The sequence below is a fragment of the Bacillus sp. RHFS10 genome (assembly GCF_016757475.1).
Lineage (GTDB): Bacteria > Bacillota > Bacilli > Bacillales > Bacillaceae > Bacillus > Bacillus subtilis_G.
On sequence record NZ_JAESPO010000004.1, the window covers coordinates 158,723 to 180,328 of the forward strand.

Sequence of the window (21,606 nt, forward strand, 5' to 3'; positions counted from 1 at the left end):
AAAAGCTGAATTTCTCCGCACATGTCTCCCCGCCCTGCATATATTTTTTACAGAAGCCCAATTCCTAAGAATGGAGTTGAACCCCCTTGCACTACAGCTACTATCCCTATCCGGCGCCGTGCCGGGAAGACCCTGTTTTGATTCGGAATCTGGAAAAGGCCATTAACGGCGAATTCAGCGCAGTTCAATGCTGCCGCAAGCTTGCCGAACTTGCCCGCCGCGACGAAATCAGAAAGCAGATAGAAGACATCAGGCGTGCCGAAATGCGCCACCTCCGTGAATTTTCCACATTGTACGAAGCCATTACCGGCCAACACATTATGCCGAAACAAACGGGGGAATGCCCGGACAATTTCACGAGAGGGCTGAACGCCGCTTTTAAAGATGAACAAGAAACAGTCCGCTTTTACTTGCGTGCGGCCGAGGAAACCTCAAACGTAAAAGCGAAAAGCCTCTTTACGTGCGCCGCACGGGATGAACAACATCACGCTGTCTGGTTTCTATACTATTTGACGGAACGTTACATATACCCCGCCTGTTTTTTCAAATAAAGCCAGAAAACATAAAACGATACGCAGAGGGGATCGGCCACGGAGAAAAATTCTGAAGCTTGTACCCGAGGCTCTTCAAGCATGATGCGCGCGGCACAGAATATGAAAAGCATGGTCACGATCATCGCCAAGACCGCAGCATGGCAGCGTCATAATAGACAGCGAGGGTTCAAGAAAGAACCCTCTTTTCATTTAGACAGCCACACGGAGTACAAATCAATCCATCCCTCTTCATCAAGCATCAGGCCTTTCACATTCTCGCTTGATGTCACCCGCAGCACATTTTGATACAGCGGAATCACATTGAATTCCTGTATAAGCTGGCGGTCAATGTCCTGCAGCATATTGATTCTCAAACAGCGGTCAGGCATCGAAAAAAAGCGTTCTGTCATTTCTGAGCATATCTGTTTCATCTTTTCAGATAGATGCTGGCACAAAAAACTGTTCTCAGACAGCAGCAAATGCAGAAAACCAAACTCACTGTCTTGATAAAACGTCGCACTGTCATGGATGATATCCGCCATCTGCACGATTTCGGGCCGGCGCAGATCAGCAGAATCACAGAATTGAAGTGTAAGCCTGATGCCATGTTGGGCGCAAACATTTTGAATCCACTCGGCGTCCTCGCGATGATCCGTTTCCGAAAAGGTATACAGCACCAGCGTTTCTCCTTTGTAGCCGCTCTGCTTCAGCAATTCAGAAGGTGAAACGCCTCCCCAATCAAAAGGACTCGAATGTAAAAAAGACGTAACCGGGGTTTTGCGGTGCCCTCCCGCTTCACGAACGAGCCGTTCAGAGGAAATCAGCAGGCGGAGCGCTTTTCTAAAGCTTCGATGCCAAAGAGGCCCCTTCTTTTTCAGATTGAGCGACAAATACTGAACATGCCGCTCGTCAAAAACCGTTTGCTTCTCAGAACATGTTTGTTTTTCTTGAATGGTAAAACCATTCATCTCTCCGGCTTGTTCAGAAAACACAAACTCAACGCGATCCAAAAAAGGCCGTCCCTTAAAGTAGCGCTCATTGGCTTCAAGCACAAGCATCCGGCCGTGATGCTGCATCACCCGAAAAGGCCCTGTTCCATTGATTCCGCCGCCCTGTTCTGCCGGCAGAATGGACAGCCGTTCATCACAAAGAACATACGGCAAAAGCTCATTCGGCTTATCAAGTATAAGCTCCACGCAATAAGAGCCGTTTTCTAAGACTTGTTTCACTCCGTATAACAGCCATTTATATGGGTTGTCAGCCTGTGCCAAAAAGCGCCGAAGCGTAAACGCAAAATCCCGCGCCGTCAGCGGCTGTCCGTTATGAAAAGACACACCCTTTCGAAGAAAAAACCTCCACCGTTTTTTCCCGTCCTCTTCCCATCCATGAACCAAATGAGGCTTCGGCTCCTGCACATCCGGATCAAACGTGAGCAATGTATCAAATATTTGTTTGACGAAATGCCCCTCAGACCGCAAAAAGATGCGGCACGGGTCCAGACTGCTGACAGCTTCAGGGGTGATGAACAGCCGAAGCACATCCTTCGCTCCATCCCCGCCAGTCTCTGTCACAAAGCCGAACACCTCAGAAAACCACATATCATATTCGTTTTGAAGCCCCGGAAACGCGGACTGATACTGTTGAATCAGTTCCTTTGCCTTCTTTAGCTTTCCAGCCATTGTATATTCCTTGGCGGTTTGAAAAAGCAGTTCCTCAGGCTGGCGAAGAAACGCGATTTTGGATTTGCGGCCGCGTCCCGCCCCGCTTTCCCGGACAATCCAATTCTTATTCTCCAGCTTGTGTAAAATGAGCTTTGCATTTCTTTCTGTACAAAATAAACAGTCAGCAATCTCAGTGAGCGTCATTTCATTCATTTGTCCATACGCAGCATGTCCTGTTTTTACAAGTGCCACATAGTGCTCAATCAGCTTCAATCCCCGCACCTCCCGATAAAAGGGGAATCTTTTTCTCTTCTTTTCTTCACTTTTTGGGCCGCCGTCCCTTCTATACACTACTACTATATCAAAACGCGAAAGGCGGCGATCACATGTTATCCAGCTTTCAATCTATCAAATCGAGATACACCGCTCCCGTTTGGCTCCGCTTTTTCGGCGAGATGCTGACAAGCCTGACAGGTGCAATGATGGGCCCTTTTATGGTGCTGTATTTGCATGAACAATTAAACGGGAGTGTCATGATTCCCATGTTGATCATCAGCCTTCAGCCATTTGCCGATATTTGCCTGACGCTCGTTGCAGGACGGGTGACGGACCGGCTTGGGCGTCGCACCGCGATTCTGATCGCATTGCTTCTGCAATCAGCCGCCATGACGGGTTTTGTGTTTGCTGAGCATGCGTATGTTTTCGCCATTCTCTATGTCATGAATGGTATGGGGAGATCATTGTACATTCCCGCCTCCCGCGCCCAAATTGCCGAAAGCACGCCGGAAAGCAGACGTTCAGAAGTGTTTGCGGTCATCAATGTGATCTATTCAGCTGGCCTGACGGCAGGGCCTGTGCTGGGAGTGCTGCTGTACAAGCATGACCCCGTGTGGATATTCGCTTTAGATGCCGCGGCATTGTTCCTTTACTTTCTGATCGCCGCACTGAAACTGCCGGAAACAAAGCCGATGATAACAACTGGTGCATCGGCGTTTTCCCCGAGCTTTACGATATATAGGCCTGTACTGCTTCTTTTGCTGCTTTCTCTCCCCATCAGCATGTTATATGCGCAAACAGAAACAACTTACAGGCTGTTTAGCAAAAACATGTTTTCCGACTATCTATCCATGCTGACCATTTATTCGGCGGCCAAAGCTTTATTCAGCTTTGTTCTCCAGATTCCCCTTGTCAAAGGAACCGAAAAGCTTTCAATGAAAACGATCCTTTTGATTACTTATATTTGTTATTCCCTTGCAGCTGTCGGCTTCGCATGCTCAACCTCTGTGACAATGCTTTTGGTAACGGCAGCGGTGATGACGGTTGGCGAAAGCATCGGATTAACCCACATCCAGACCTTTATTTCGAAATTGGCACCGCCTCATTTACTCGGCCGGTTTTATGCGGTATACGGCCTGCATTGGGATATCTCCCGCTCAATCGGCCCCCTTGCAGGAGGGCTGATCCTGACATCGTTTGGCGGAGAAGTGATTTTTTACACTCTGGCCGTGTGTTTGCTGGCAACGGGTCTATGCCTGACTTACACAATAGAGAGGCTCGAGCAGAAGGTCATAAGAAAAGTGAATGGATAATAGAAAATAATTCATCATTTCTTTATCAACGAAAATATACTATAGTAATCATACATTCACTACGTGAACAATTGGAGTGTTACGTGAAAAGGAAGAAGGGTTTTACATTGAAGAAAGACGAACATCTCCTCAAAGATCTATGGTTTATCGCAATCAGTGCAGCCGGGGGATTTATTCTTTCATTAACCGGAATATCAATTGGATGGATGATCGGAACGCTGATTATCGCCTGCTGCCTCGCCATGATACGGCCGGCATGGCTGATGATGGCGCCGGACCAAAAAGGAATTAACCGCCGATGGCTCGCCCTCGGTCAGGTGATTCTCGGCATCGAATTGGGCCAAAAGCTGAATTTATCCGTTCTCTCTGTCCTCAAAGACCATTGGTTTTCAGTCGGCGTTATGCTGGTATTGTCTATACTTATGGCCATGCTGTCAGGATATGTGCTTTGGCGTTTCAGCAAAACGGATATGATGACCAGCTTTGTCGGTACGGCTCCCGGCGGGCTGTCCGCCATGCCTAGCATCGCACAGGAGGTCGGCGCCAATACCGCCATTGTCAGCCTCGTACAAATGATGCGTGTGCTGCTCGTTGTGCTGTCCATCCCGTTTTTGGTCATCCTCATCTATACAAAACAAGATGGTTCCGCAAGTGCCGCAGCAGAAACGCTTTCCTCGGCAACGACGGATTTTAGGCTCGCTCCCGTTTTGTGGACCGCCGTTCTGATTCTCGCTGCCTGGGGCGCCTGCAAAGCCGCGAAATGTTTAAAATTTCCGGCGCCATGGCTGCTCGGCAGCATGCTCGGTGTGGCACTTGTACATGTTGGCGGCGCTGCGGTGACAGGGCACGATTTGACGTCGTGGTGGCCGTCACAAGCTAATCATGTGTCGCAAGTATTTCTCGGAGCGACGATCGGCTCTAAGATGTATAAAAGCATGTTTGCCGGCGTCACCCGCATTATCATCGTCGGGTTCGTCTCGTCCGTCGGTTTAATTGCAGCTATGTTTTTGAGCGCCGTGATCGTTTCCAAGCTGACAGGCATCTCGCTCATCACTTCTGTTCTGGCATTTGCCCCCGGCGGCATTGCAGAAATGGCGACGACATCTGTTACCTTGCATGCCGATTCCACCTTTGTCGTTGCGGTTCAGGTCATACGCGTCATCCTTGTCATTGCCCTCTTGCCGCCGTTTTATCGCCTGCTTCACCATCTTCACGGTGAGAAAAAAGGCACAGAGCATTCGATAAGCGGCAGCAATCCCTAGTTGAAAAAAATTCACAAGTAGTATATTTATACAGAAAAGGGGAATGTTCGCTCTATTCTGTAGAGTATGGAAGACTTCGGGCAGGTAAGTGTAAATAGCTTCAATCAAGATATTTCGTTGTTAATCGAGACAGCTCGAACAACAAAAGATGATTCGAAAGATGAGAATGCGTTTGAAATTGCTGACACAAATGAATTACAAGTAATAGCGGATACAGCATAGAGAGCCATGAGTAATGAAAAATTTTAAAGACTCCTGATGGATCTGTTGAAATGGAGTTTATGAAGGAAGTCACTCTAGATTACCACTCTTGCTTAATAGCATAGGGTGGTTTTTTTATTGTGTATGTCCGCTCATCCGCATTGCTGAACAAAAATTTGTTTGATCAGAATATGCATCAGATTTGAAGGAATGCTACCAGAGGGCGAAATGAAAGGCGAAGAAATCATTGACGACTTTGGTATAGAAGCATTTATGAGAATTTCAAAAAACAGGCTTCCTGATTGAAAAAGAGGTTAAATATGAATAACCTCTTTTTCTATATAAAGATATAAAATGATACGGAAGTGAAAACCTAGAGTTAAGTTGATTCTCTTATAATAAGATTTGTTGGCAGTTTAATAATTTTTCTGTTTAAAGAAGTGTTACCCGAAATATACTCGATTATTTTCAACACAGCCTGTTGACCTAATTCTATTATGGGAATATCAATTGTTGTTATCGTCGGAGTAACGACTTGGCAAATCAATTGGTTGTCAAACCCAATTACAGCTAAATCTTCTGGAACATGAAAGCCATTTTTTATCGCCTGTTTAATAATCCCTGCAGCGACTTGATCATTTCCTGTAAATATTGCTGAGGGTCTGTCCTTTAAATCCTTTATCTTATTAAAAACACGAAAGCCATCCTCGATATTAAACAATTCCCCGAATATCCATTCGTTTCTATGATGTAAATTGTAATCTTGTAAAGCTTTCAAGTAACCCTCTTTCCTCTGACATTGAGCTTCGCTATTTGGAGTATCAAAACAAAATCCAATTTTTTTATGTCCTCTTTCAATTAAATGTTCAACCCCCATGTATGCGGCTTCAAATTCATCATACCCAATGATCGTGATGTCCGCTGAGTGATGATATTCATTACATAATAAGATAGGACCATACTTTAAGAAAGGGGATATCTTATCCCATTCATTTTCTAAAGTTCCAAGAATAATACCATCAACTTCTTTGTGTTTCAATAACTCTAATAGTTCTATCTCTGTCTGTTGGTCATAAAAGGTTTGAAATACAATGACCTTGTAATTCTTAAACAGCGCTTCATGAGAGACCCCTTTTATTAATTGAGCAAAAAATGGATGGTCGATACTCGGAACCGATAAAGCTATCGTTTGTGTCTTATTTCTCCTAAAATTCCGAGCTAAATAATTGGGCGTGTAGTCAAGTTCGTTAATAGCGTTTAAGATCATATCTCTTTTTTCTTTCGACACATAAGGGTGATTATTCAATACTCTTGATACTGTGGTTTTAGACACGTTGCATAATTTTGCTATCTCATCAATTGTAGGCATATTTTCCCTTCCTTAAAAAAGTTATTGACATGTTATCGGTTTCAGAAATTAGGATAAATTTGTAACAAATTTTTAAGATTAAAAAAATCATTGGAGGTACTGTTCATGCAAAAACAGGTTAAAGTTTTAGGTAAAAGTAAAGAAAACATGTTACTACTAAAACACTTAAAAGGTGACGTACAAAGAAAAGAACTTGTTATTGAAGACAGTATTGTAAACGAGCGGTGGAGACAAGTATTAAAAGAAAATACAGATATTGAAAATGACCTTTTCAACTACCAAAAAAATCGCGAAATAAGTAAAGTCCCTTTTATGCCTGTCGATAGATTAATAACCAATGATGAAGTGGATGATATCTTAAATGCTTTAACTAAAGTTTTGCCAACTGGAAAATTTACGAGCGGTTCCTATTTAGATCAATTCGAAAATGTTTTATCTACATATTTACATAAAAGGTATGTAATTGCAACCAGCAGTGGAACGGATGCTATTATGATAGGATTACTGGCTTTAGGGTTAAACCGAGGGGATGAAGTAATCATGCCGGCTAATAGCTTTTCAGCTACTGAAAATGCTGTGTTAGCTGTGGGTGGCGTTCCTATCTATGTCGATATTAACCCACAAACATTCTGCATCGATCCTGACAAAATTGAGGAAGCAATAACTCCTTATACAAAGTTTATTCTACCTGTGCATTTATACGGAAAACATTCAGAAATGAAGCATATCCGTCAAATAGCAAATCGTTATCAATTAAAAGTCATTGAGGATGCTTGCCAAGGAATTGGACTGACAGACTTAGGAAAGTATGCAGACATCACTACATTAAGCTTTAATCCATATAAGAATTTTGGTGTATGTGGTAAGGCTGGGGCAATAGCAACTGATGATGAAGAACTCGCTAAAAAATGCATTCAATTTAGTTATCATGGTTTTGAAGTAAATGTGAAAAATAAGAAAGTCATCAATTTTGGATTTAATTCAAAAATGGACAATATACAGGCAGCAATTGGTTTAGAGAGAATGAAGTATCTTTCATTAAACAACTTCAAAAGATTATTCTTGGCGGATAGATACATTACTCAACTAGCAGAATTACAGAATAAAGGCCTTATTGAATTACCAGAATTAAGTGAAGATCATGTGTGGCATCTGTTTCCTATTAAGGTAAGAACAGAAGATAGAACAGATATCATGACTAAGTTAAATGAAGAGTTTGGTGTTCAAACAGATGTATATTATCCAGTACTGTCTCATATGCAAAAAACTCCTTTAGTACAGGAAAAGTATGCAAAACTCCAATTGGTTCATACGGAAAAAGCTCATAGTCAGGTGCTGCATTTGCCTTTATATCCGTCATTTACGTTAGAAGAGCAAGACAGAGTAATGGAGGGACTGTTTCATGTTATTAAGCAAGATGTCGGAGTATAAAACGTTATCCAAGGTTGAACATCCTAAGTATATTGTTTTTTGTGATTTTGATGAAACGTATTTTCCGCATACAATCGATGAACAGAAACAACAAGATATATATGAACTCGAAGACTATCTAGAACAAAAAAGTAAAGCTGGGGAACTACTAATCGGATGGGTTACTGGGAGTAGTATAGAATCTATTCTCGATAAAATGGAACGAGGAAAATTTAGATATTTCCCGCATTTTATAGCTAGTGATCTTGGAACTGAAATTACGTACTTTTCAGATCATAACTTCGGACAGCAAGATAAGGAGTGGAACAGTCGTATAAATGAAGAGTTTAGTAAAGAAAAGATTGAAATACTTGTAAAACAGTTACATGAAAATGAAAACATTCTTTTGAATCCTCAAACTCAATTAGGAAAGTCACGGTATAAGCATAACTTTTATTATCAGGAACAAGATGAAATAAACGACAAGAAAAACCTGTTAGCAATTGAAAAAATCTGCGAGGAATACGGAGTTTCAGTTAATATAAATCGCTGTAATCCCTTAGCAGGTGATCCAGAAGACAGCTATGATGTAGATTTTATACCCATGGGTACAGGGAAGAATGAAATTGTGAAGTTTATGTTAGAGAAATACAACCTAAATACCGAAAAAGGGATCGCATTTGGAGATAGCGGAAATGATGTTCGTATGTTACAGGCAGTCGGGAATGGATATCTGTTAAAAAATGCAACACAAGAAGCCAAAAACCTGCACCAACTTATATCTGATCGTGAGTACTCAAAAGGAATTACGACTACCTTAAAAAAAATCATTGGATCATGAGGAGGAATTAGATATGAAGAAGATTGGTATCATAGGTGCAGGTGGTATTGCAAGAGCTCATGCAACTGCTTTATCTACAATAAAAAATGCAGAGTTAGTAGGGGTTTATGACATCAATCAACAAAATGCGGAAAGCTTTGTAAAAACTTTCGGCGGGAAAGCATATGAAAATGCAGATGAACTCATTGATGTCTCAGAAGGTTTAATTGTAGCATCTCCAAACTTTTGCCATAAAGAACATGCTTTGCAAGCATTAGCAAAACATAAGCATGTATTGTGTGAAAAGCCTATGGCCATTTCTCTTGAGGAAGCAAGCATAATGAAAGATACCGCTGAAAGGTTAGACGTAAGAGCTAGTATGGGATTTAATTATAGATATCTGTCTTATGTAAATATCTTAAAAAGCTTAATTATCAATCATGAACTAGGTAACATACTGTCCATAAAAGTACACTTCAAGAAAAACAGTGCAATTAGACGTAAGAAGTTTACTTGGAGAGATGACGCTAATAGTAAGAAGACTAGTGGATCATTGGGGGATCTGGGTATTCACCTTATCGACATGGTATGGTATTTGTTTGAGAGTGACTTCATCCCAGAATCAGTAAGGGCAAAGATGAACACAAATGTAAAAACAAAAGAGGATAAACAGGTACTTGTAGATGACTATGCAGAAATTTATGGTCAGCTGAAGAACAAGGTATTTGTAAATATCATCACATCAAAATGTTCTGTACCTGAAGACTGTGGTTTTAGCATTGAGGTAGTTGGACACAAAAAAGAGTTTAAATACCACACAGGTAATCCTCACGTTTACAAGCTCATAGATGGCTTGAACGTGGCAGACTGCCCGGTACCCCAAAGTCTATTAAATGATCCGCCAAACGAATTTTATGGTTGGGCTGATTCTTTTAGAAACGAGTTAATCAATTGGATTGCATCAACTCAGAAAGATTGGATTGAGATCCCTTCTTTTAACGATGGTTTTAGATCGCAGGAAGTATTAGAAATGTTCTTTGAGAAAGATAGCAACCCTCAAACAATGTCTGTTCTTTAGCAGTCAATTCGTATTTCGAAGAGGTAAGTTACTAAAGAAGCAGGAATTTATTTTCCTGCTTTTTAATATAGGGGTGTAATGAATGTTAAGAGGGACATATTTATTTGGATATGCTTTCTTTTTTACAGTAGGTATTATCCATATATCAACAGGGAGTTTGACACCATTTCTATTAGAATCTTTTAACAAGACAACAGATGATATTTCGGTCATCATTTTCTTTCAATTTACCGGATTCCTAAGCGGCGTATTAATCGCACCGTTAATGATTAAGAAATACAGTCACTTTAGGACACTTACGTTAGCTTTGACAATAATGCTTGGAGCGTTAAGTATCTTTTTTCTAACGAAGGATTGGTATTATATTGTTGTAATGGCTTTTCTCTTAGGATATGGAGCAGGTACATTAGAAACGACAGTTGGTTCCTTTGTTATTGCTAATTTCGAAAGTAATGCAGAAAAAATGAGTAAGTTGGAAGTTCTCTTTGGATTAGGCGCTTTATCTTTTCCATTATTAATTAATGCCTTCATCGATATTAATAACTGGTATTTACCGTATTACTGTATATTCACCTTTTTGTTCGTCCTATTAGCAGGGTGGTTCATTTTCTTATCCAAGAACCGAAAGTACGCTAAGAGTGCTAATCAGCAAGTGGCCTTGCCAAATGTAGGAGCATTTCAATACTTTATAGGAGATAGAAAAAAATCAAAGCAATTAGGCTTTTTTGTATTTTTCGCTTTCCTATATGCTGGAATTGAAACAAATTTCGCCAACTTTTTACCTTCAATCATGATAAACCAAGACAATAAACAAATTAGTCTCATAAGTGTCTCCTTTTTCTGGGTAGGGATCATCATAGGAAGAATACTGATCGGTTTAGTAAGTAGGAGGCTTGATTTTTCTAAGTACCTCCTCTTTAGTTGTAGTTGTTTAATTGTTCTGTTGATTGCCTTCTCTTATATAAGTAACCCAATACTTCAATTGGGTGGTACATTTTTGATTGGTTTAAGTATAGCGGGCATATTTCCCATTGCTTTAACACTAGCATCAATCATTATTCAGAAGTACGTTGACGAAGTTACAAGTTTATTTATTGCTTCGGCAAGTTTCGGAGGAGCGATAATCTCTTTCTTAATTGGATGGAGTTTAAATCAGGATACGATCTTATTAACCATGGGAATATTTACAACTATGGCAGTGATTCTAGTAGGGATTTCTGTAAAGATTAGGAGAACTAAAACAGAAGACCCTATTTCACTTGAAAGCAAAGCTTCAAAAACACAGTAAAAACGTGTGAATGAAAGATACTCATAGACATATTGTAAGTAAGAAGAGGACTTCATGTCCTCTAGTTCCTTCCTTGTTTATATGGAGAAAACAGTGTTTTAGCACGGGAGATAGAAGTGATTGTAATTGTGATTCTTGACCTGTCCGAGATACGCACAGGTGTCGTAGCAAAGGTATTTACAGAATTGTTTTATGATGCATCCATAAATTAACCTGTTGCTGCCATCAACAATAGCTGCTGAATTGGAAACGCTCATTAGCGCATGGTTAAAGAAGATTAAAAATTTAACTATCAAATGTGGAGATTTCAAGAAAAGTGTCAAACTAGACATTCAGTATAAGGACAAACCTATACTTTAGGATATGCTGAAAATGTCAACGAAGATGTATGCAAAGCAAAGTTGAATATTATATATTTTTGTATCACAATAGGAATTTAGAAGCAATGGATGCAAAAATGCCCATTCTTAAAGAAAAGAAATTGTGGTCAGACGTGGCAGAGTTATCAGAAAACGCAACTGTGTACTTTAAAAAGAAAAATAATTCTAACATTTCCTCGACATATTTTAAGGATGCATCAAAAGCCAAAGATCAAATTTTGAGATTAACCGAAGATGCATGTAAACTAAAGGAGAAACCTTAAAGTTAATGGGGCGTTATGATGAAAAAGATTTTTAAAGGGGTTTTGCTGCGCGACAATCCCGAGAAGGCCATGCACTTATATTACGGATTATGTTTAGGTATCTGGCTGATTTACAATTTAGTGACATCCGGTTCCCCCGGACTGCCGCTTATCATTTTAGCCGGAGGAAATTTGATTTACGTTACAATCTTGAAAAAGAAAGAGGAAACGTAAAAAAAACACACCCGGTGCGTGTTGATTGTTGACAACATCCTAAAACGATGAATCGTTTTAGGATGTTGCCATCTTTTCAACGTGATTGAAAACCCTTGCCGCTTAAGAAAGTGAGTATGGAAGCAAAGAAAATGTTCTCATTCGTATGCACCAACGCGCAGACCAGACAACAAACCAGAGTTTGCCGTCACGCTGAACCACGCATCCTGTGCATGGTTTTTTATTCAAAAACGCTGTGGATCCCTTCTTCAATCTCTTCTGAGGATGGATACCACTTTGTCACCAAATCCCGTAACAGCCGTTCCGCAAAAAGAATTTCTTCCTCAGTGTACCGGTCAAAAAATGACAGAAAACGCTGTTCGACCTTCTGATGATAATATTTATGCAACCCATGCAGTTTTTTTCCAGCCGGCGTCAAACGGAAGTAGACCTCCTTCTTATTATCGCTAAGCTGTGTTCTGTGAAGGAAGCCGGTGCCAAGCAATTTTGTGCTGATGCGTGACACCGTCGCTTTTGTTGTATTCATTTTTTCTGCAATAGACGTGACATTAATCGGCTCATTGTCTCCGACACAGGATAGAACATGAATTTCTGTCATCGTCAATTGTGATTTACTCCCGTGCTCATCATCCAGCTTCTTCAACTCGTCAGCCAAAAAGGCTTTCATGAGTCCCTCCCATTTCTCCTGTTGATGAATGAGCTCCGCATATAATTCAAAAAGATTGTGTTTCGTATGATCTGTGTTCATAGGGTTTTCCATCCTTTTTCATTCGATTGTTTCTTCTATCATACCTTTTTGTTACAGATGAAACAATCGAATTGCGTTACACCGGACTGGTGACGGAAAACCACCGGCTGATTCCTGTTTGAATCACCCCGGTACAATCGGGTGCTGATGCATCCACCGCCCAGGCAACATGTCCATCAGGGCGAATCAATACCGTATGCACGTCCCGCCACTTTTCATTCGGTTCTGCAAGCGAGGCGTTTACCGTACGCAGGCCTTTCACTCGGCTATGATCATCAGCTTCTTGGATCAATGACAGTAAAACGAATGTCCCGTTTTGAAGACAGCTGTACAGCCGTTCCGAACTGCCATCGGGAACATTCAGCTTCATATCCGGGAGTCTTAACCCGTTCAAACGATGCGGCGGCATATCCGGATCAGCTTCATACCTGACATCAAGCGCGGAAATTTGCCCCGCTACATATCGATTCACTTCAGGGAAGGCGAGCAGCTCCGATATCATACTGCGCAAATGGAGGCCTGCTTGAGTGAAATCAATCAGTTTTGTCTGTGCCTCTGTGTTCCTCAGGAGCCCTTCAGCAGCCGGGTGCCGCTCCCTATGGTAGCTGTCCAAAAGCCACGAAGGCGCAGCGCCCTTGACGGCCGCCGCCAGCTTCCACCCAAGGTTCATCGCATCCTGAAGGCCGACATTCAGCCCTTGGCCGCCCGCTGGAAAATGAATATGCGCCGCATCCCCCGCAAGAAAGATTCTGCCGTCCCGATACCGCTTCGCTTGACGTGCGGCATTCCCGAACCTTGACATCCACGAAGGCTCGCTTAAACCGAAGTCAGTTCCGCAAATTCGTATAAGATCAGTTTTTAGCTCCTCCTCAGTGACCGGCACATCTTTCGGTGTCTGAGTTCGGTATGGGCTGATTACGACGACACGGTATCGACGCGGAGAAAGCGGAACAATCATCACACCGCCCTCTTTTGTGCAAAGGGACAGCACTCCTGACGGCGGCGGAGAAAGGAGCGCCACATCTCCAAGCGCCGCTGTAACGGTGCTGTCGGTACCCGAAAACTCAATTCCAGCCTGTTTCCGGACAGTGCTACCTGCACCATCGGCACCAATGACAAATTTGCTTATGATCGTCCGCACACTCCCCTCCCGATCCTTGAAAATCGTTTGCGCCCCTTCCCTGTTTTGCGTAACCGCCAGCGCCTCTGCTCCTCTAAACACCTCTGCTCCCAGGCTTCGCGCATGTTCCTCAAGCAGCTGCTCCGTTTTAACCTGCGGAAGCAAAAGCGTGTAAGGACAGCTCGTATCCAAGCCTGAAAAATCAAGACGGGTATCCAGCATCGAAAAGTGCCCGGAAGGTATCTTGCTCCCCTTGGATACAAACCGCTCCAAAAGCCCTCTCATCTCAAGTAGCTCCAGCGTGCGGGGATGCAGCGTCAGCGCCTTGGAATAAGGAACAGGCTTTTCAAGCCGCTCAACCACACATGTTTTCACCCCGGCCATCGCAAGCTCGGAAGCCAGCATCAACCCGACCGGCCCTCCCCCTATAATCACGGCTTCAACATTCATCTTAATCACTCCTTTTGTTTCATATAAAACGAATAAAAACCAATAAAAACAACCCAAAATTAAAAGCGAATTCTATTTTTGTTACACATGAAACAATTTTGATTATAACTCCTTACAAATTTTTCTTCAACACATTTTTCCAAACCAGCACAAAAAAGACGCCGTTTCAATTGGCGTCTTGGTTTTATTCAGAATCGGAGATCACACCGACAATCTTTTTTTCACTAATTGGACCAAAGTGCCGGCTGTCGAAGCTGTATATGCGATTATCTCCAACAACAAAATATTGTCCTTTCGGCACTCTGCTTGTTCCTGTCACATCTTTCAAGGTAAAATCACCCGTTACATGGCTTCCGGCAGAAACAGATTTCAAATGCTTCAAAAATGGCTCAGCAACCTGCTTTCCGTCCACATACAGCTGATCATCTTTATATTTGATCGATTCACCAGGCAGGCCGATCACCCGCTTAATCAGCACTTTTTGATCTGGGCCTTTGAAAAGGACAATATCAAAGCGATGAATGGTTTTAAATCGATGCGAAAATTTACTAACTAACAATTCGTTCCCTTCCTGAAAGGTCGGGTTCATACTGACGCCTTCCACCTTGTAATCAATAAAGACGGCATTTTTAACCTGAATGGCGAGAACGACGGACACTATACCGGCAAGAAACCAAAACCGTTTTTTCATGTTACTGCCTCCCCCCATCATGCTCACGCTGACTGGCTCTCACATGCAAATACCGCTCCACCTTTTTGCCCACATACCATAAAACAGCGATCACCAATACAGCAATGATCGTTCGTATCGGCTGTGTGATGAGCGCGTGCAGATCATATCCGATAAAGCTGATCATAAAAATCATGACAAGCTTCCCCGAGGCTGCCGCCAAAATAAACGGCCGCGTTCCGATCCTCGACAAACCGGCAACAACATTCACCGCGGCTGACGGTGTAAACGGAAAACAAAGCAGAAGAAACATAGGGCCAAAGCCGTGTCTTTCCACCCATAACATCAGCTTTCTGACCGACGGGTGACTGCGGATAACTCCAAGCAATCTTCTCTGCCCGTATTGACGGACAATGAAAAAGACAAGTATAGATCCAGCAGTTGATCCCGCCCAGGACAGGATGAATCCTTCCCAAAGGCCAAACGAGTTCGTATTCGCCACCACAAACACGATCAGCGGCAAAAACGGGAGAAATGCTTCTACTAAAGGCAGCAGCACAGCAATGAGCGGACCTAAAGCCCTGTAGCTTTGGAATAATTCAGTTAAGTTTTCTTGTGTAAAATAGGATAAAAAATGATCCAACATTTATACTCCTTACCGGGTTTGTCTATCCTTATTCTACACATTATCAGCAAAAAACTAAAAAGTTTTGGTGATTTTTTCTGTATTGAAACATTTCACCAGCCGATATAGAATATACAGAACGAACGTTCCCGCAAGAAAGAAGGAGTCAGCATGCCGAATTTACAGGAGGAAATATACGATTTAATTGAACGGGCTCTTTTTTTGCCCATGGCCATTACGATTTTAAATCGTGATCTCGCCGGAATTGAGCAAAGCGCTTTAAAATTGAAGCATCCTTATAAACAGCTTATCAGCGAATCATTAAAAATAGCACAAAAGGATTTGATTGAGGTCAGAAAAGAGCTGAGGAAAAGAAAAATTGTGATCCACGAGGCGGAACGCGATGAGGCCTTTACGCTTTATGTATTTGTGATCGAAGGTTATGAAGAAAAGCACCGTTATTTTAATCCGCGAATCCGTGAACAGGTTAGCGAATTATTAACGTTTTATCTATTTGCCCCGGACAGGCCATAAGTCTTTTGAATCATTTTGCGCCCTTCCGAAACTGCCCGCTCCCTCTTCGGGCAATTCTAATAATAAATTTCAGACAATTCACACTATACAAACAAAATGAATTTATTTATAATTCGAACCACAGCCTTTTACCCCAAAAAATGACATGTGCCGCCATATTTCCCGACATCATTTTCAGTACGCTCCGGCTTGCACACCCCACCTTAAAATAAAAGGAGGATTCTATGAAACTGATTCACGTTCTCGCCGCTTTGCCCTTTATTGGCATCTTACTCGGCATCCCTTTTGCAAATAAAATGACTCCCTATGTATTGGGCATGCCGTTTATTCTTGCCTATATCGTGATGTGGGCTCTTTTGACCTCTGCGTTGATGGCGATTGTATATGTCCTCGACAACGAAAATAAAAAGGAGGAAGCAGAATGAACGCAGCTCTCATCATCATTTTCGGCGTCCTGCTCTTGAGCATTTTTCTCGGTATACGCGCCCAAAAAGGAAAAGACATGAACCTTGAGCAGTGGACGGTTGGAGGCCGCGGCTTCGGAACCTTGTTCGTCTTCTTATTGATGGCAGGCGAAATTTATACCACATTTACGTTTCTCGGCGGAAGCGGCTGGGCCTATGGAAAAGGCGGACCGGCCTTTTACATCATTGCCTACGGCTGCCTGGCCTACATCCTTTCTTATTGGCTCCTGCCGGCTGTTTGGACGTACGCGAAACAGCATAAGCTGATGTCGCAGTCTGATTTTTTCACCCAAAAATATAACAGTCCGCTGCTTGGCGTACTCGTTTCACTGGTCGGCATCGCCGCGCTCATTCCGTATCTTGTGCTGCAGCTGAAAGGCCTCGGTCTGATTGTATCGGAGACATCGTACGGCAAAATCTCCCCGGCCGCCGCCATCTGGATCGGCGCCATTTCCATCACGGTTTACGTTATGGTTTCCGGCATTCACGGGTCTGCCTGGATATCGGTTGTGAAAGACATTATGATTTTGGTCGTCGTTCTGTTTTTAGGTGTGTATTTGCCCATTCATTACTACGGCGGATTTCAAGACATGTTTCAGCAGATCGAAACGGCAAAGCCGGGCTTTCTTACGCTTCCTGAAACGGGGCAAAGTACGGCGTGGTTCAGTTCAACCGTGCTCTTAACAGCCCTCGGGTTTTATATGTGGCCTCATACATTTTCCGCTTCGTATTCAGCCGAAAACCCAAGAGTCTTTCGCAAAAACGCCATCATCATGCCTTTATACCAGCTGGTCCTGCTCTTCGTCCTGTTCGTCGGCTTTGCCGCTATCCTGCAAGTACCTGGTTTGAAAGGTGCGGACGGTGATTTATCGCTTTTGAGACTGTCTCTGCAAACCTTTGACCCTTGGTTTGTCGGGATCATCGGCGCTGCCGGACTGCTGACGGCGCTTGTGCCGGGGTCTATGATCTTAATGTCAGCTTCCACCCTGTTTGCAAAAAATGTGTACAAAGTGTTCGCACCCCGCACGACAGAACAGCACGTATCGACACTTGCTAAATATGCAGTGCCAGTGATCGCGCTGATTTCGGTTTATTTTACGTTCAAAGGCGGGAATACCATCGTTACACTGCTATTAATGGGCTACAGCCTTGTCACACAATTATTTCCGGCACTGCTGTTCAGCTTGTTCAGGCATAATATAGTGACGAAACAGGGAGCCTTCGCTGGCATCCTTACAGGTGTCGGAGCGGTGTCTTATATTACATTGACGGAAACAACGATCAGCACTTTATTTCCAGCGCTGCCGCAAGCCGCAAAAGACGTAAATGTCGGCATCGTCGCCCTGCTTTTGAACATCACGGTCATGGCAGCAGTAAGCTTTGTGACAAGAAAAGCGAAAAGCGCTGCGGCCGGTCAAGCGGCGTAACCAATAAATAGTAAAAGCAATCTGGCCATCAGATTGCTTTTCTTGTTTAGCGTTCGCAGGCGATATAATCTTTATCGCGGTCTTTCTTTTTATTGGCATCATAAAGCGCCTTAGAGACGTAAGGCTTGTACTTCGTTTTTCCGCCTTTATTTTTCACCTTCGACGTGCGGGCCACCCCGCCTTTGTATACTTTGTTTAACTCCTTGCAGTTCTTATAGACTTTCACCTTTGTTTTGGCTTCCGCCACATGGCCGGCTCCGTATGAAAAACCGAAAACGAGACCGAGTGACAACAAAACCGCCGCCGCTTTTTTCATGACGATTTACTCCTCCTCATACCCAATATTTAGTTGTTTATAGCTGGATTTCATCTTAATTCATACAGTCAAGTTTGACAAGATAAATATGGAAAAAGGGTTGGATTTTTCTTGTCTTTCAGCATTCAAACTGTCAAAACATGTTTTTCTGAAAATACTCAGGGGTACACATACGAATGTACACCAAACAGAAAAGGAGCGTTGATGATGTCTGATTCAAATCTTAGCAATCCTTTAACAGCATTTTTTCATGATGAATTTCCCGAACAATATCAACAACCGCCCGGCCTGCAGCAGAACATGAAGCCAGTGCCGGATTGCGGAGAAAAAAGCTACAAAGGATCGGGTAAACTAACCGGCCGAAAAGCGCTTGTCACCGGCGGCGATTCCGGTATCGGCCGAGCGGCAGCGATTGCTTACGCCCGGGAAGGCGCCGATGTGGCCATTAACTACCTGCCTGCGGAACAGCCTGATGCTGAAGAGGTGAAAGAACTGATAGAAGCAGAAGGGCGAAAAGCAGCACTGATCCCCGGAGACTTGAGTGACGAATCCTTCTGCCAGGATTTCGTCAAACAGGCGCATCAGGAACTTGGCGGTCTGGATGTGTTGGCGCTGGTTGCCGGCAAACAGCAAGCGGTCGAAAACATCGAAGATCTGCCTACTGAACAAATCTATAAAACATTTGAAGTAAACGTCTTTTCCCTTTACTGGATTGTAAAAGCGGCGCTTCCGTATTTGCCTGAGGGCTCATCAATTATTACCACCACCTCAGTTGAAGGCTACAATCCAAGCCCGATGCTGTTAGATTACGCAGCAACGAAAAACGCCATTATCGGCTTTACCGTCGGATTGGGAAAACAGCTGGCTTCGAAGGGCATAAGAGTGAATTCAGTAGCGCCCGGGCCAATTTGGACACCGCTGCAAATTTCCGGCGGACAGCCGAAGGAAAACATCCCGAAATTCGGCCAAGGCACGCCGCCGTCACCTTTAAACCGTGCAGGCCAGCCAGTAGAATTGGCAGATGTTTATGTATTTTTAGCTTCAGAGAATTCAAGCTATGTGACATCCCAGGTATATGGCATCACCGGAGGAATTCCGACTGCCTAAGCAGGAGAAGGAGCTGTCCTGTTTTGTCAGCTCCTTTCTATTTTCTAATACCGCTCCCCGAGCTCTCGCAAAATAAAATCATAAATCATCTTCGTCCGCTCTTCCTTCGGATACAGCATAAATTCCTGCCGTTTTGGCACGCGGTGTTCGATTCTGTCCTGGAATTTGGTTCTGAGCCACGCTGTCCGGTAAACCTGGTTTTCGAACGAATTGCAGGAGATCGGCAGCTCCATTGTTTTGCCGTTCGAAAATGTCACTTCCGTATCGTCGAATGCAGTCGGTTTGAATTCTTTTACGTACACATGGGAAATCCAGCCGCATTGGGGTCTTGTCGAAGAAAGTGTAGGGAATAAAAAGATTTGGTTCGAAGGGTCCACCATGATCGGCGGTTTGTGTGAAATTTTTGTCACTTCATAAGTTCCCGCTTTTCTTCCCGCATAGCTTGATCCGAAAAAACGGCAGCTTCTGTCGACGATTTGCAGCGGCTTCATGCTGACATAAAATACGCAGTCTTTTTCAATAATTTTGGAACAGATTTTGCCATCAATTTCTTCTGGCAGCACGGCAATTGTTGCGCCGTTTACTTCATACGATTCTAAAGGTGCGTCAGTTTTCTGACTCATATTATAGCCTCCATCCTTTTTCTGCAAAATTTATACTAATAATCTATCATCTGTTTTTATAAAACGACAGGTTTTTTTAACAAATAAGCTAAAATCATCTTTTAATGATATTTTCTAGCGCTAAATTACTAGTAATAACCCGATTTTACATTCATATGATCTTCCGGTTTACGGCATTTTGCAGGATATGTCGATAGATTGCCAAGTATTAGTTGTCTAAAAATTATAAAAATTGATTGATTTTTTCGACCTTTATCCATATACTATAAAAAAGGCATTGGGGGGATTCTTTATGAAAGAGAAAAAATCGTACACTGAGCTCATGAAGTCCCGCAACACGCAAAAAACAAAAGAATTTGATGTCACAATGACGGATGTCTACATTCAAATGGTGCTCGATGAATCCTTGTATAAGCGTCGGCTTGCCATGCTGACGGACCAAATCAATAAAGCCTTGGACGAAAAAGATAAAGATGCGTTTCTTACGCTCTCTAAAGAATATGCAGCGCTCAAGCAGAGCGAATAAGCCAATCCTTAAGGATTGGCTTTTTATCACCCATTCACAATTGTTCCGCCATTGACGTGAATCGTCTGTCCTGTGACATAGGTGGAATCGTTGCTGGCAAGGTATAGATAGCTTGGCGCCACTTCCACCGGCTGTCCCGGGCGTTCCATCGGCACATCTGAACCAAACACTTCCACATCCTTTGCGGAAAAACTGGCCGGGATAAGCGGTGTCCAAATAGGACCCGGCGCTACTGCATTGACCCGTATGCCCTGCTGAACAAGCGACTGTGAAAGTGACCTTGTAAACGTAACGATCGCTCCTTTTGTCGCTGAATAATCGATCAGCGTTTTATTCCCTTTATAGGCGGTAATTGAGGCTGTATTAATGATGGAGCTCCCCTTTTTTAAATGAGGCAGCACCGCCTTTGTTAAGTAAAACATGGAGAAAATGTTTGTTTGAAAGGTTCTGACCAGCTGGTGGCTTGTGATTTTTTCAATGCCGGGCTGGACATGCTGCTCAGCTGCATTGTTGACCAATATATCAATGGACGAAAACGATTGGCTTGTCTGCATAACCACATCATTGCAAAACGCTTCATCCCCGACATCTCCAGCAATCAGCAGGCATTTTCCCCCTTCCTTTTCTACATACTGCTTTGTTTCCTCGGCGTCCTGATGCTCATTTAAATACACGACGACCACATTAGCCCCTTCTTTTGCGAATAACACCGATACAGCGCGTCCGATTCCGCTGTCTCCTCCGGTAATAATAGCGGTTTTGCCCTCTAATTTTTTCGCTTTCTTCGGCTTATCAAAAACCGGACGCGGGTCCATGAGATATTCTAAGCCCGGCTGCTGGTTCTGGTGCTGAGGCGGCAATGTTTTCTTTTTTTGATTCGCCAATGCAATCACTCCTTTTCAACCCTATTATGTTATGAACAATGCCTG

General features: G+C 43.1%; 23 protein-coding genes. 14 read left to right on the forward strand and 9 right to left on the reverse strand.

Annotation, left to right across the window (positions count from 1 at the left end; all coding sequences use genetic code 11):
• The first annotated feature begins 86 nt into the window (after window positions 1-86).
• On the forward strand, window positions 87-551 hold the full coding sequence (locus JMN17_RS15230) for a ferritin family protein (protein WP_202328477.1): 465 nt from the start codon (window positions 87-89) through the stop codon (window positions 549-551).
• Window positions 552-739: 188 nt separating this feature from the next.
• Here JMN17_RS15230 and JMN17_RS15235 read toward each other — a convergent pair whose 3' ends face one another.
• Entirely contained in the window at window positions 740-2,467 is a 1,728-nt protein-coding gene (locus JMN17_RS15235; protein ID WP_202328478.1) for an SgrR family transcriptional regulator, read from the reverse strand.
• A 113-nt stretch (window positions 2,468-2,580) separates the two neighbouring features.
• Here JMN17_RS15235 and JMN17_RS15240 point away from each other — a divergent pair, with 113 nt between their 5' ends.
• Window positions 2,581-3,783 (forward strand): MDR family MFS transporter, encoded by a 1,203-nt coding sequence (locus JMN17_RS15240; RefSeq protein WP_087993649.1) that lies wholly within the window; start codon window positions 2,581-2,583, stop codon window positions 3,781-3,783.
• A gap of 107 nt (window positions 3,784-3,890) precedes the next feature.
• Complete coding sequence (locus tag JMN17_RS15245; RefSeq protein WP_087993650.1) at window positions 3,891-5,045, forward strand: AbrB family transcriptional regulator; 1,155 nt, start codon at window positions 3,891-3,893, stop codon at window positions 5,043-5,045.
• A 580-nt stretch (window positions 5,046-5,625) separates the two neighbouring features.
• Here JMN17_RS15245 and ntdR read toward each other — a convergent pair.
• Window positions 5,626-6,615 (reverse strand): NTD biosynthesis operon transcriptional regulator NtdR, encoded by a 990-nt coding sequence (gene ntdR, locus JMN17_RS15250; RefSeq protein WP_202328479.1) that lies wholly within the window; start codon window positions 6,613-6,615, stop codon window positions 5,626-5,628.
• 105 nt (window positions 6,616-6,720) lie between these two features.
• On the opposite strand from ntdR, the gene JMN17_RS15255 reads away from it, so the two are divergent.
• The 6 genes from JMN17_RS15255 (at window position 6,721) to JMN17_RS15280 (ending at window position 12,067) form a co-directional block, all read left to right on the forward strand.
• Window positions 6,721-8,046 carry a DegT/DnrJ/EryC1/StrS family aminotransferase gene (locus JMN17_RS15255; RefSeq protein WP_202328480.1) on the forward strand — a complete coding sequence of 442 codons (1,326 nt, stop codon included), beginning with the start codon at window positions 6,721-6,723 and terminating at the stop codon, window positions 8,044-8,046.
• Window positions 8,018-8,866 carry an HAD-IIB family hydrolase gene (locus JMN17_RS15260; protein ID WP_087991294.1) on the forward strand — a complete coding sequence of 283 codons (849 nt, stop codon included), beginning with the start codon at window positions 8,018-8,020 and terminating at the stop codon, window positions 8,864-8,866. Before JMN17_RS15255 ends, JMN17_RS15260 begins: the two co-directional genes overlap by 29 nt.
• Window positions 8,867-8,879: 13 nt before the next feature.
• A complete protein-coding gene (ntdC, locus tag JMN17_RS15265; protein WP_087991293.1) occupies window positions 8,880-9,923 on the forward strand; it encodes a glucose-6-phosphate 3-dehydrogenase NdtC in 1,044 nt (347 codons plus the stop codon).
• 82 nt (window positions 9,924-10,005) lie between these two features.
• Entirely contained in the window at window positions 10,006-11,211 is a 1,206-nt protein-coding gene (gene glcP, locus JMN17_RS15270; protein ID WP_087991292.1) for a glucose/mannose transporter GlcP, read from the forward strand.
• Window positions 11,212-11,656: 445 nt separating this feature from the next.
• Window positions 11,657-11,854, forward strand: a complete 198-nt coding sequence (locus JMN17_RS15275) for a hypothetical protein (protein ID WP_087991291.1) — start codon at window positions 11,657-11,659, stop codon at window positions 11,852-11,854.
• 15 nt (window positions 11,855-11,869) lie between these two features.
• Window positions 11,870-12,067 carry a hypothetical protein gene (locus JMN17_RS15280; RefSeq protein WP_087991290.1) on the forward strand — a complete coding sequence of 66 codons (198 nt, stop codon included), beginning with the start codon at window positions 11,870-11,872 and terminating at the stop codon, window positions 12,065-12,067.
• A gap of 220 nt (window positions 12,068-12,287) precedes the next feature.
• Here the strand turns inward: JMN17_RS15280 and JMN17_RS15285 are convergent, their stop codons facing one another.
• The 4 genes from JMN17_RS15285 to JMN17_RS15300 form a co-directional block, all read right to left on the reverse strand.
• Window positions 12,288-12,815 carry a MarR family transcriptional regulator gene (locus tag JMN17_RS15285; protein WP_087991289.1) on the reverse strand — a complete coding sequence of 176 codons (528 nt, stop codon included), beginning with the start codon at window positions 12,813-12,815 and terminating at the stop codon, window positions 12,288-12,290.
• Window positions 12,816-12,891: 76 nt separating this feature from the next.
• Window positions 12,892-14,391 (reverse strand): monooxygenase, encoded by a 1,500-nt coding sequence (locus JMN17_RS15290; RefSeq protein WP_202328536.1) that lies wholly within the window; start codon window positions 14,389-14,391, stop codon window positions 12,892-12,894.
• 178 nt (window positions 14,392-14,569) lie between these two features.
• Window positions 14,570-15,076 carry a signal peptidase I gene (lepB, locus tag JMN17_RS15295; RefSeq protein WP_087991288.1) on the reverse strand — a complete coding sequence of 169 codons (507 nt, stop codon included), beginning with the start codon at window positions 15,074-15,076 and terminating at the stop codon, window positions 14,570-14,572.
• Window position 15,077: 1 nt separating this feature from the next.
• Entirely contained in the window at window positions 15,078-15,701 is a 624-nt protein-coding gene (locus JMN17_RS15300) for a TVP38/TMEM64 family protein (RefSeq protein WP_087991287.1), read from the reverse strand.
• A gap of 150 nt (window positions 15,702-15,851) precedes the next feature.
• Here JMN17_RS15300 and JMN17_RS15305 point away from each other — a divergent pair, with 150 nt between their 5' ends.
• From JMN17_RS15305 to JMN17_RS15315, 3 genes are all read left to right on the forward strand, one after another.
• On the forward strand, window positions 15,852-16,214 hold the full coding sequence (locus JMN17_RS15305) for a hypothetical protein (RefSeq protein WP_087991286.1): 363 nt from the start codon (window positions 15,852-15,854) through the stop codon (window positions 16,212-16,214).
• A gap of 224 nt (window positions 16,215-16,438) precedes the next feature.
• Window positions 16,439-16,639 (forward strand): DUF3311 domain-containing protein, encoded by a 201-nt coding sequence (locus tag JMN17_RS15310; protein ID WP_087991285.1) that lies wholly within the window; start codon window positions 16,439-16,441, stop codon window positions 16,637-16,639.
• Window positions 16,636-18,105, forward strand: a complete 1,470-nt coding sequence (locus tag JMN17_RS15315; RefSeq protein ID WP_087991284.1) for a sodium:solute symporter family protein — start codon at window positions 16,636-16,638, stop codon at window positions 18,103-18,105. The genes JMN17_RS15310 and JMN17_RS15315 overlap by 4 nt, the downstream gene beginning before the upstream one ends.
• A 46-nt stretch (window positions 18,106-18,151) precedes the next feature.
• On the opposite strand, the gene JMN17_RS15320 is transcribed toward JMN17_RS15315, so the two are convergent.
• A complete protein-coding gene (locus JMN17_RS15320) occupies window positions 18,152-18,421 on the reverse strand; it encodes an excalibur calcium-binding domain-containing protein (RefSeq protein WP_087991283.1) in 270 nt (89 codons plus the stop codon).
• A gap of 207 nt (window positions 18,422-18,628) precedes the next feature.
• On the opposite strand from JMN17_RS15320, the gene JMN17_RS15325 reads away from it, so the two are divergent.
• Window positions 18,629-19,528, forward strand: coding sequence for an SDR family oxidoreductase (locus tag JMN17_RS15325; protein WP_202328481.1), 900 nt, complete (start codon window positions 18,629-18,631; stop codon window positions 19,526-19,528).
• 44 nt (window positions 19,529-19,572) lie between these two features.
• Here the strand turns inward: JMN17_RS15325 and comK are convergent, their stop codons facing one another.
• A complete protein-coding gene (gene comK, locus JMN17_RS15330; RefSeq protein ID WP_087991281.1) occupies window positions 19,573-20,151 on the reverse strand; it encodes a competence transcription factor ComK in 579 nt (192 codons plus the stop codon).
• Between the two features lie 292 nt (window positions 20,152-20,443).
• Between comK and JMN17_RS15335 the strand changes: the two genes are divergently transcribed.
• The gene (locus tag JMN17_RS15335) at window positions 20,444-20,677 is read left to right on the forward strand and encodes an IDEAL domain-containing protein (RefSeq protein WP_003239440.1); all 234 of its coding nucleotides are present in this window, start codon (window positions 20,444-20,446) and stop codon (window positions 20,675-20,677) included.
• A 26-nt stretch (window positions 20,678-20,703) separates the two neighbouring features.
• On the opposite strand, the gene JMN17_RS15340 is transcribed toward JMN17_RS15335, so the two are convergent.
• Window positions 20,704-21,561, reverse strand: a complete 858-nt coding sequence (locus JMN17_RS15340; protein ID WP_087991280.1) for an SDR family oxidoreductase — start codon at window positions 21,559-21,561, stop codon at window positions 20,704-20,706.
• Window positions 21,562-21,606: the final 45 nt, after the last annotated feature.

Coding starts and splice junctions, on each gene's coding strand:
- ntdC (WP_087991293.1), top strand. CDS start 8,880: ATGAAGAAGATTGGTATCATAGGTGCAGGTGGTATTGCAAGAGCTCAT.
- JMN17_RS15335 (WP_003239440.1), top strand. CDS start 20,444: ATGAAAGAGAAAAAATCGTACACTGAGCTCATGAAGTCCCGCAACACG.
- JMN17_RS15255 (WP_202328480.1), top strand. CDS start 6,721: ATGCAAAAACAGGTTAAAGTTTTAGGTAAAAGTAAAGAAAACATGTTA.
- JMN17_RS15285 (WP_087991289.1), bottom strand. CDS start 12,815: ATGAACACAGATCATACGAAACACAATCTTTTTGAATTATATGCGGAG.
- JMN17_RS15280 (WP_087991290.1), top strand. CDS start 11,870: ATGATGAAAAAGATTTTTAAAGGGGTTTTGCTGCGCGACAATCCCGAG.
- lepB (WP_087991288.1), bottom strand. CDS start 15,076: ATGAAAAAACGGTTTTGGTTTCTTGCCGGTATAGTGTCCGTCGTTCTC.
- JMN17_RS15310 (WP_087991285.1), top strand. CDS start 16,439: ATGAAACTGATTCACGTTCTCGCCGCTTTGCCCTTTATTGGCATCTTA.
- JMN17_RS15240 (WP_087993649.1), top strand. CDS start 2,581: ATGTTATCCAGCTTTCAATCTATCAAATCGAGATACACCGCTCCCGTT.
- JMN17_RS15275 (WP_087991291.1), top strand. CDS start 11,657: ATGGATGCAAAAATGCCCATTCTTAAAGAAAAGAAATTGTGGTCAGAC.
- JMN17_RS15320 (WP_087991283.1), bottom strand. CDS start 18,421: ATGAAAAAAGCGGCGGCGGTTTTGTTGTCACTCGGTCTCGTTTTCGGT.
- ntdR (WP_202328479.1), bottom strand. CDS start 6,615: ATGCCTACAATTGATGAGATAGCAAAATTATGCAACGTGTCTAAAACC.
- glcP (WP_087991292.1), top strand. CDS start 10,006: ATGTTAAGAGGGACATATTTATTTGGATATGCTTTCTTTTTTACAGTA.
- comK (WP_087991281.1), bottom strand. CDS start 20,151: ATGAGTCAGAAAACTGACGCACCTTTAGAATCGTATGAAGTAAACGGC.
- JMN17_RS15325 (WP_202328481.1), top strand. CDS start 18,629: ATGTCTGATTCAAATCTTAGCAATCCTTTAACAGCATTTTTTCATGAT.
- JMN17_RS15315 (WP_087991284.1), top strand. CDS start 16,636: ATGAACGCAGCTCTCATCATCATTTTCGGCGTCCTGCTCTTGAGCATT.
- JMN17_RS15305 (WP_087991286.1), top strand. CDS start 15,852: ATGCCGAATTTACAGGAGGAAATATACGATTTAATTGAACGGGCTCTT.
- JMN17_RS15260 (WP_087991294.1), top strand. CDS start 8,018: ATGTTATTAAGCAAGATGTCGGAGTATAAAACGTTATCCAAGGTTGAA.
- JMN17_RS15300 (WP_087991287.1), bottom strand. CDS start 15,701: ATGTTGGATCATTTTTTATCCTATTTTACACAAGAAAACTTAACTGAA.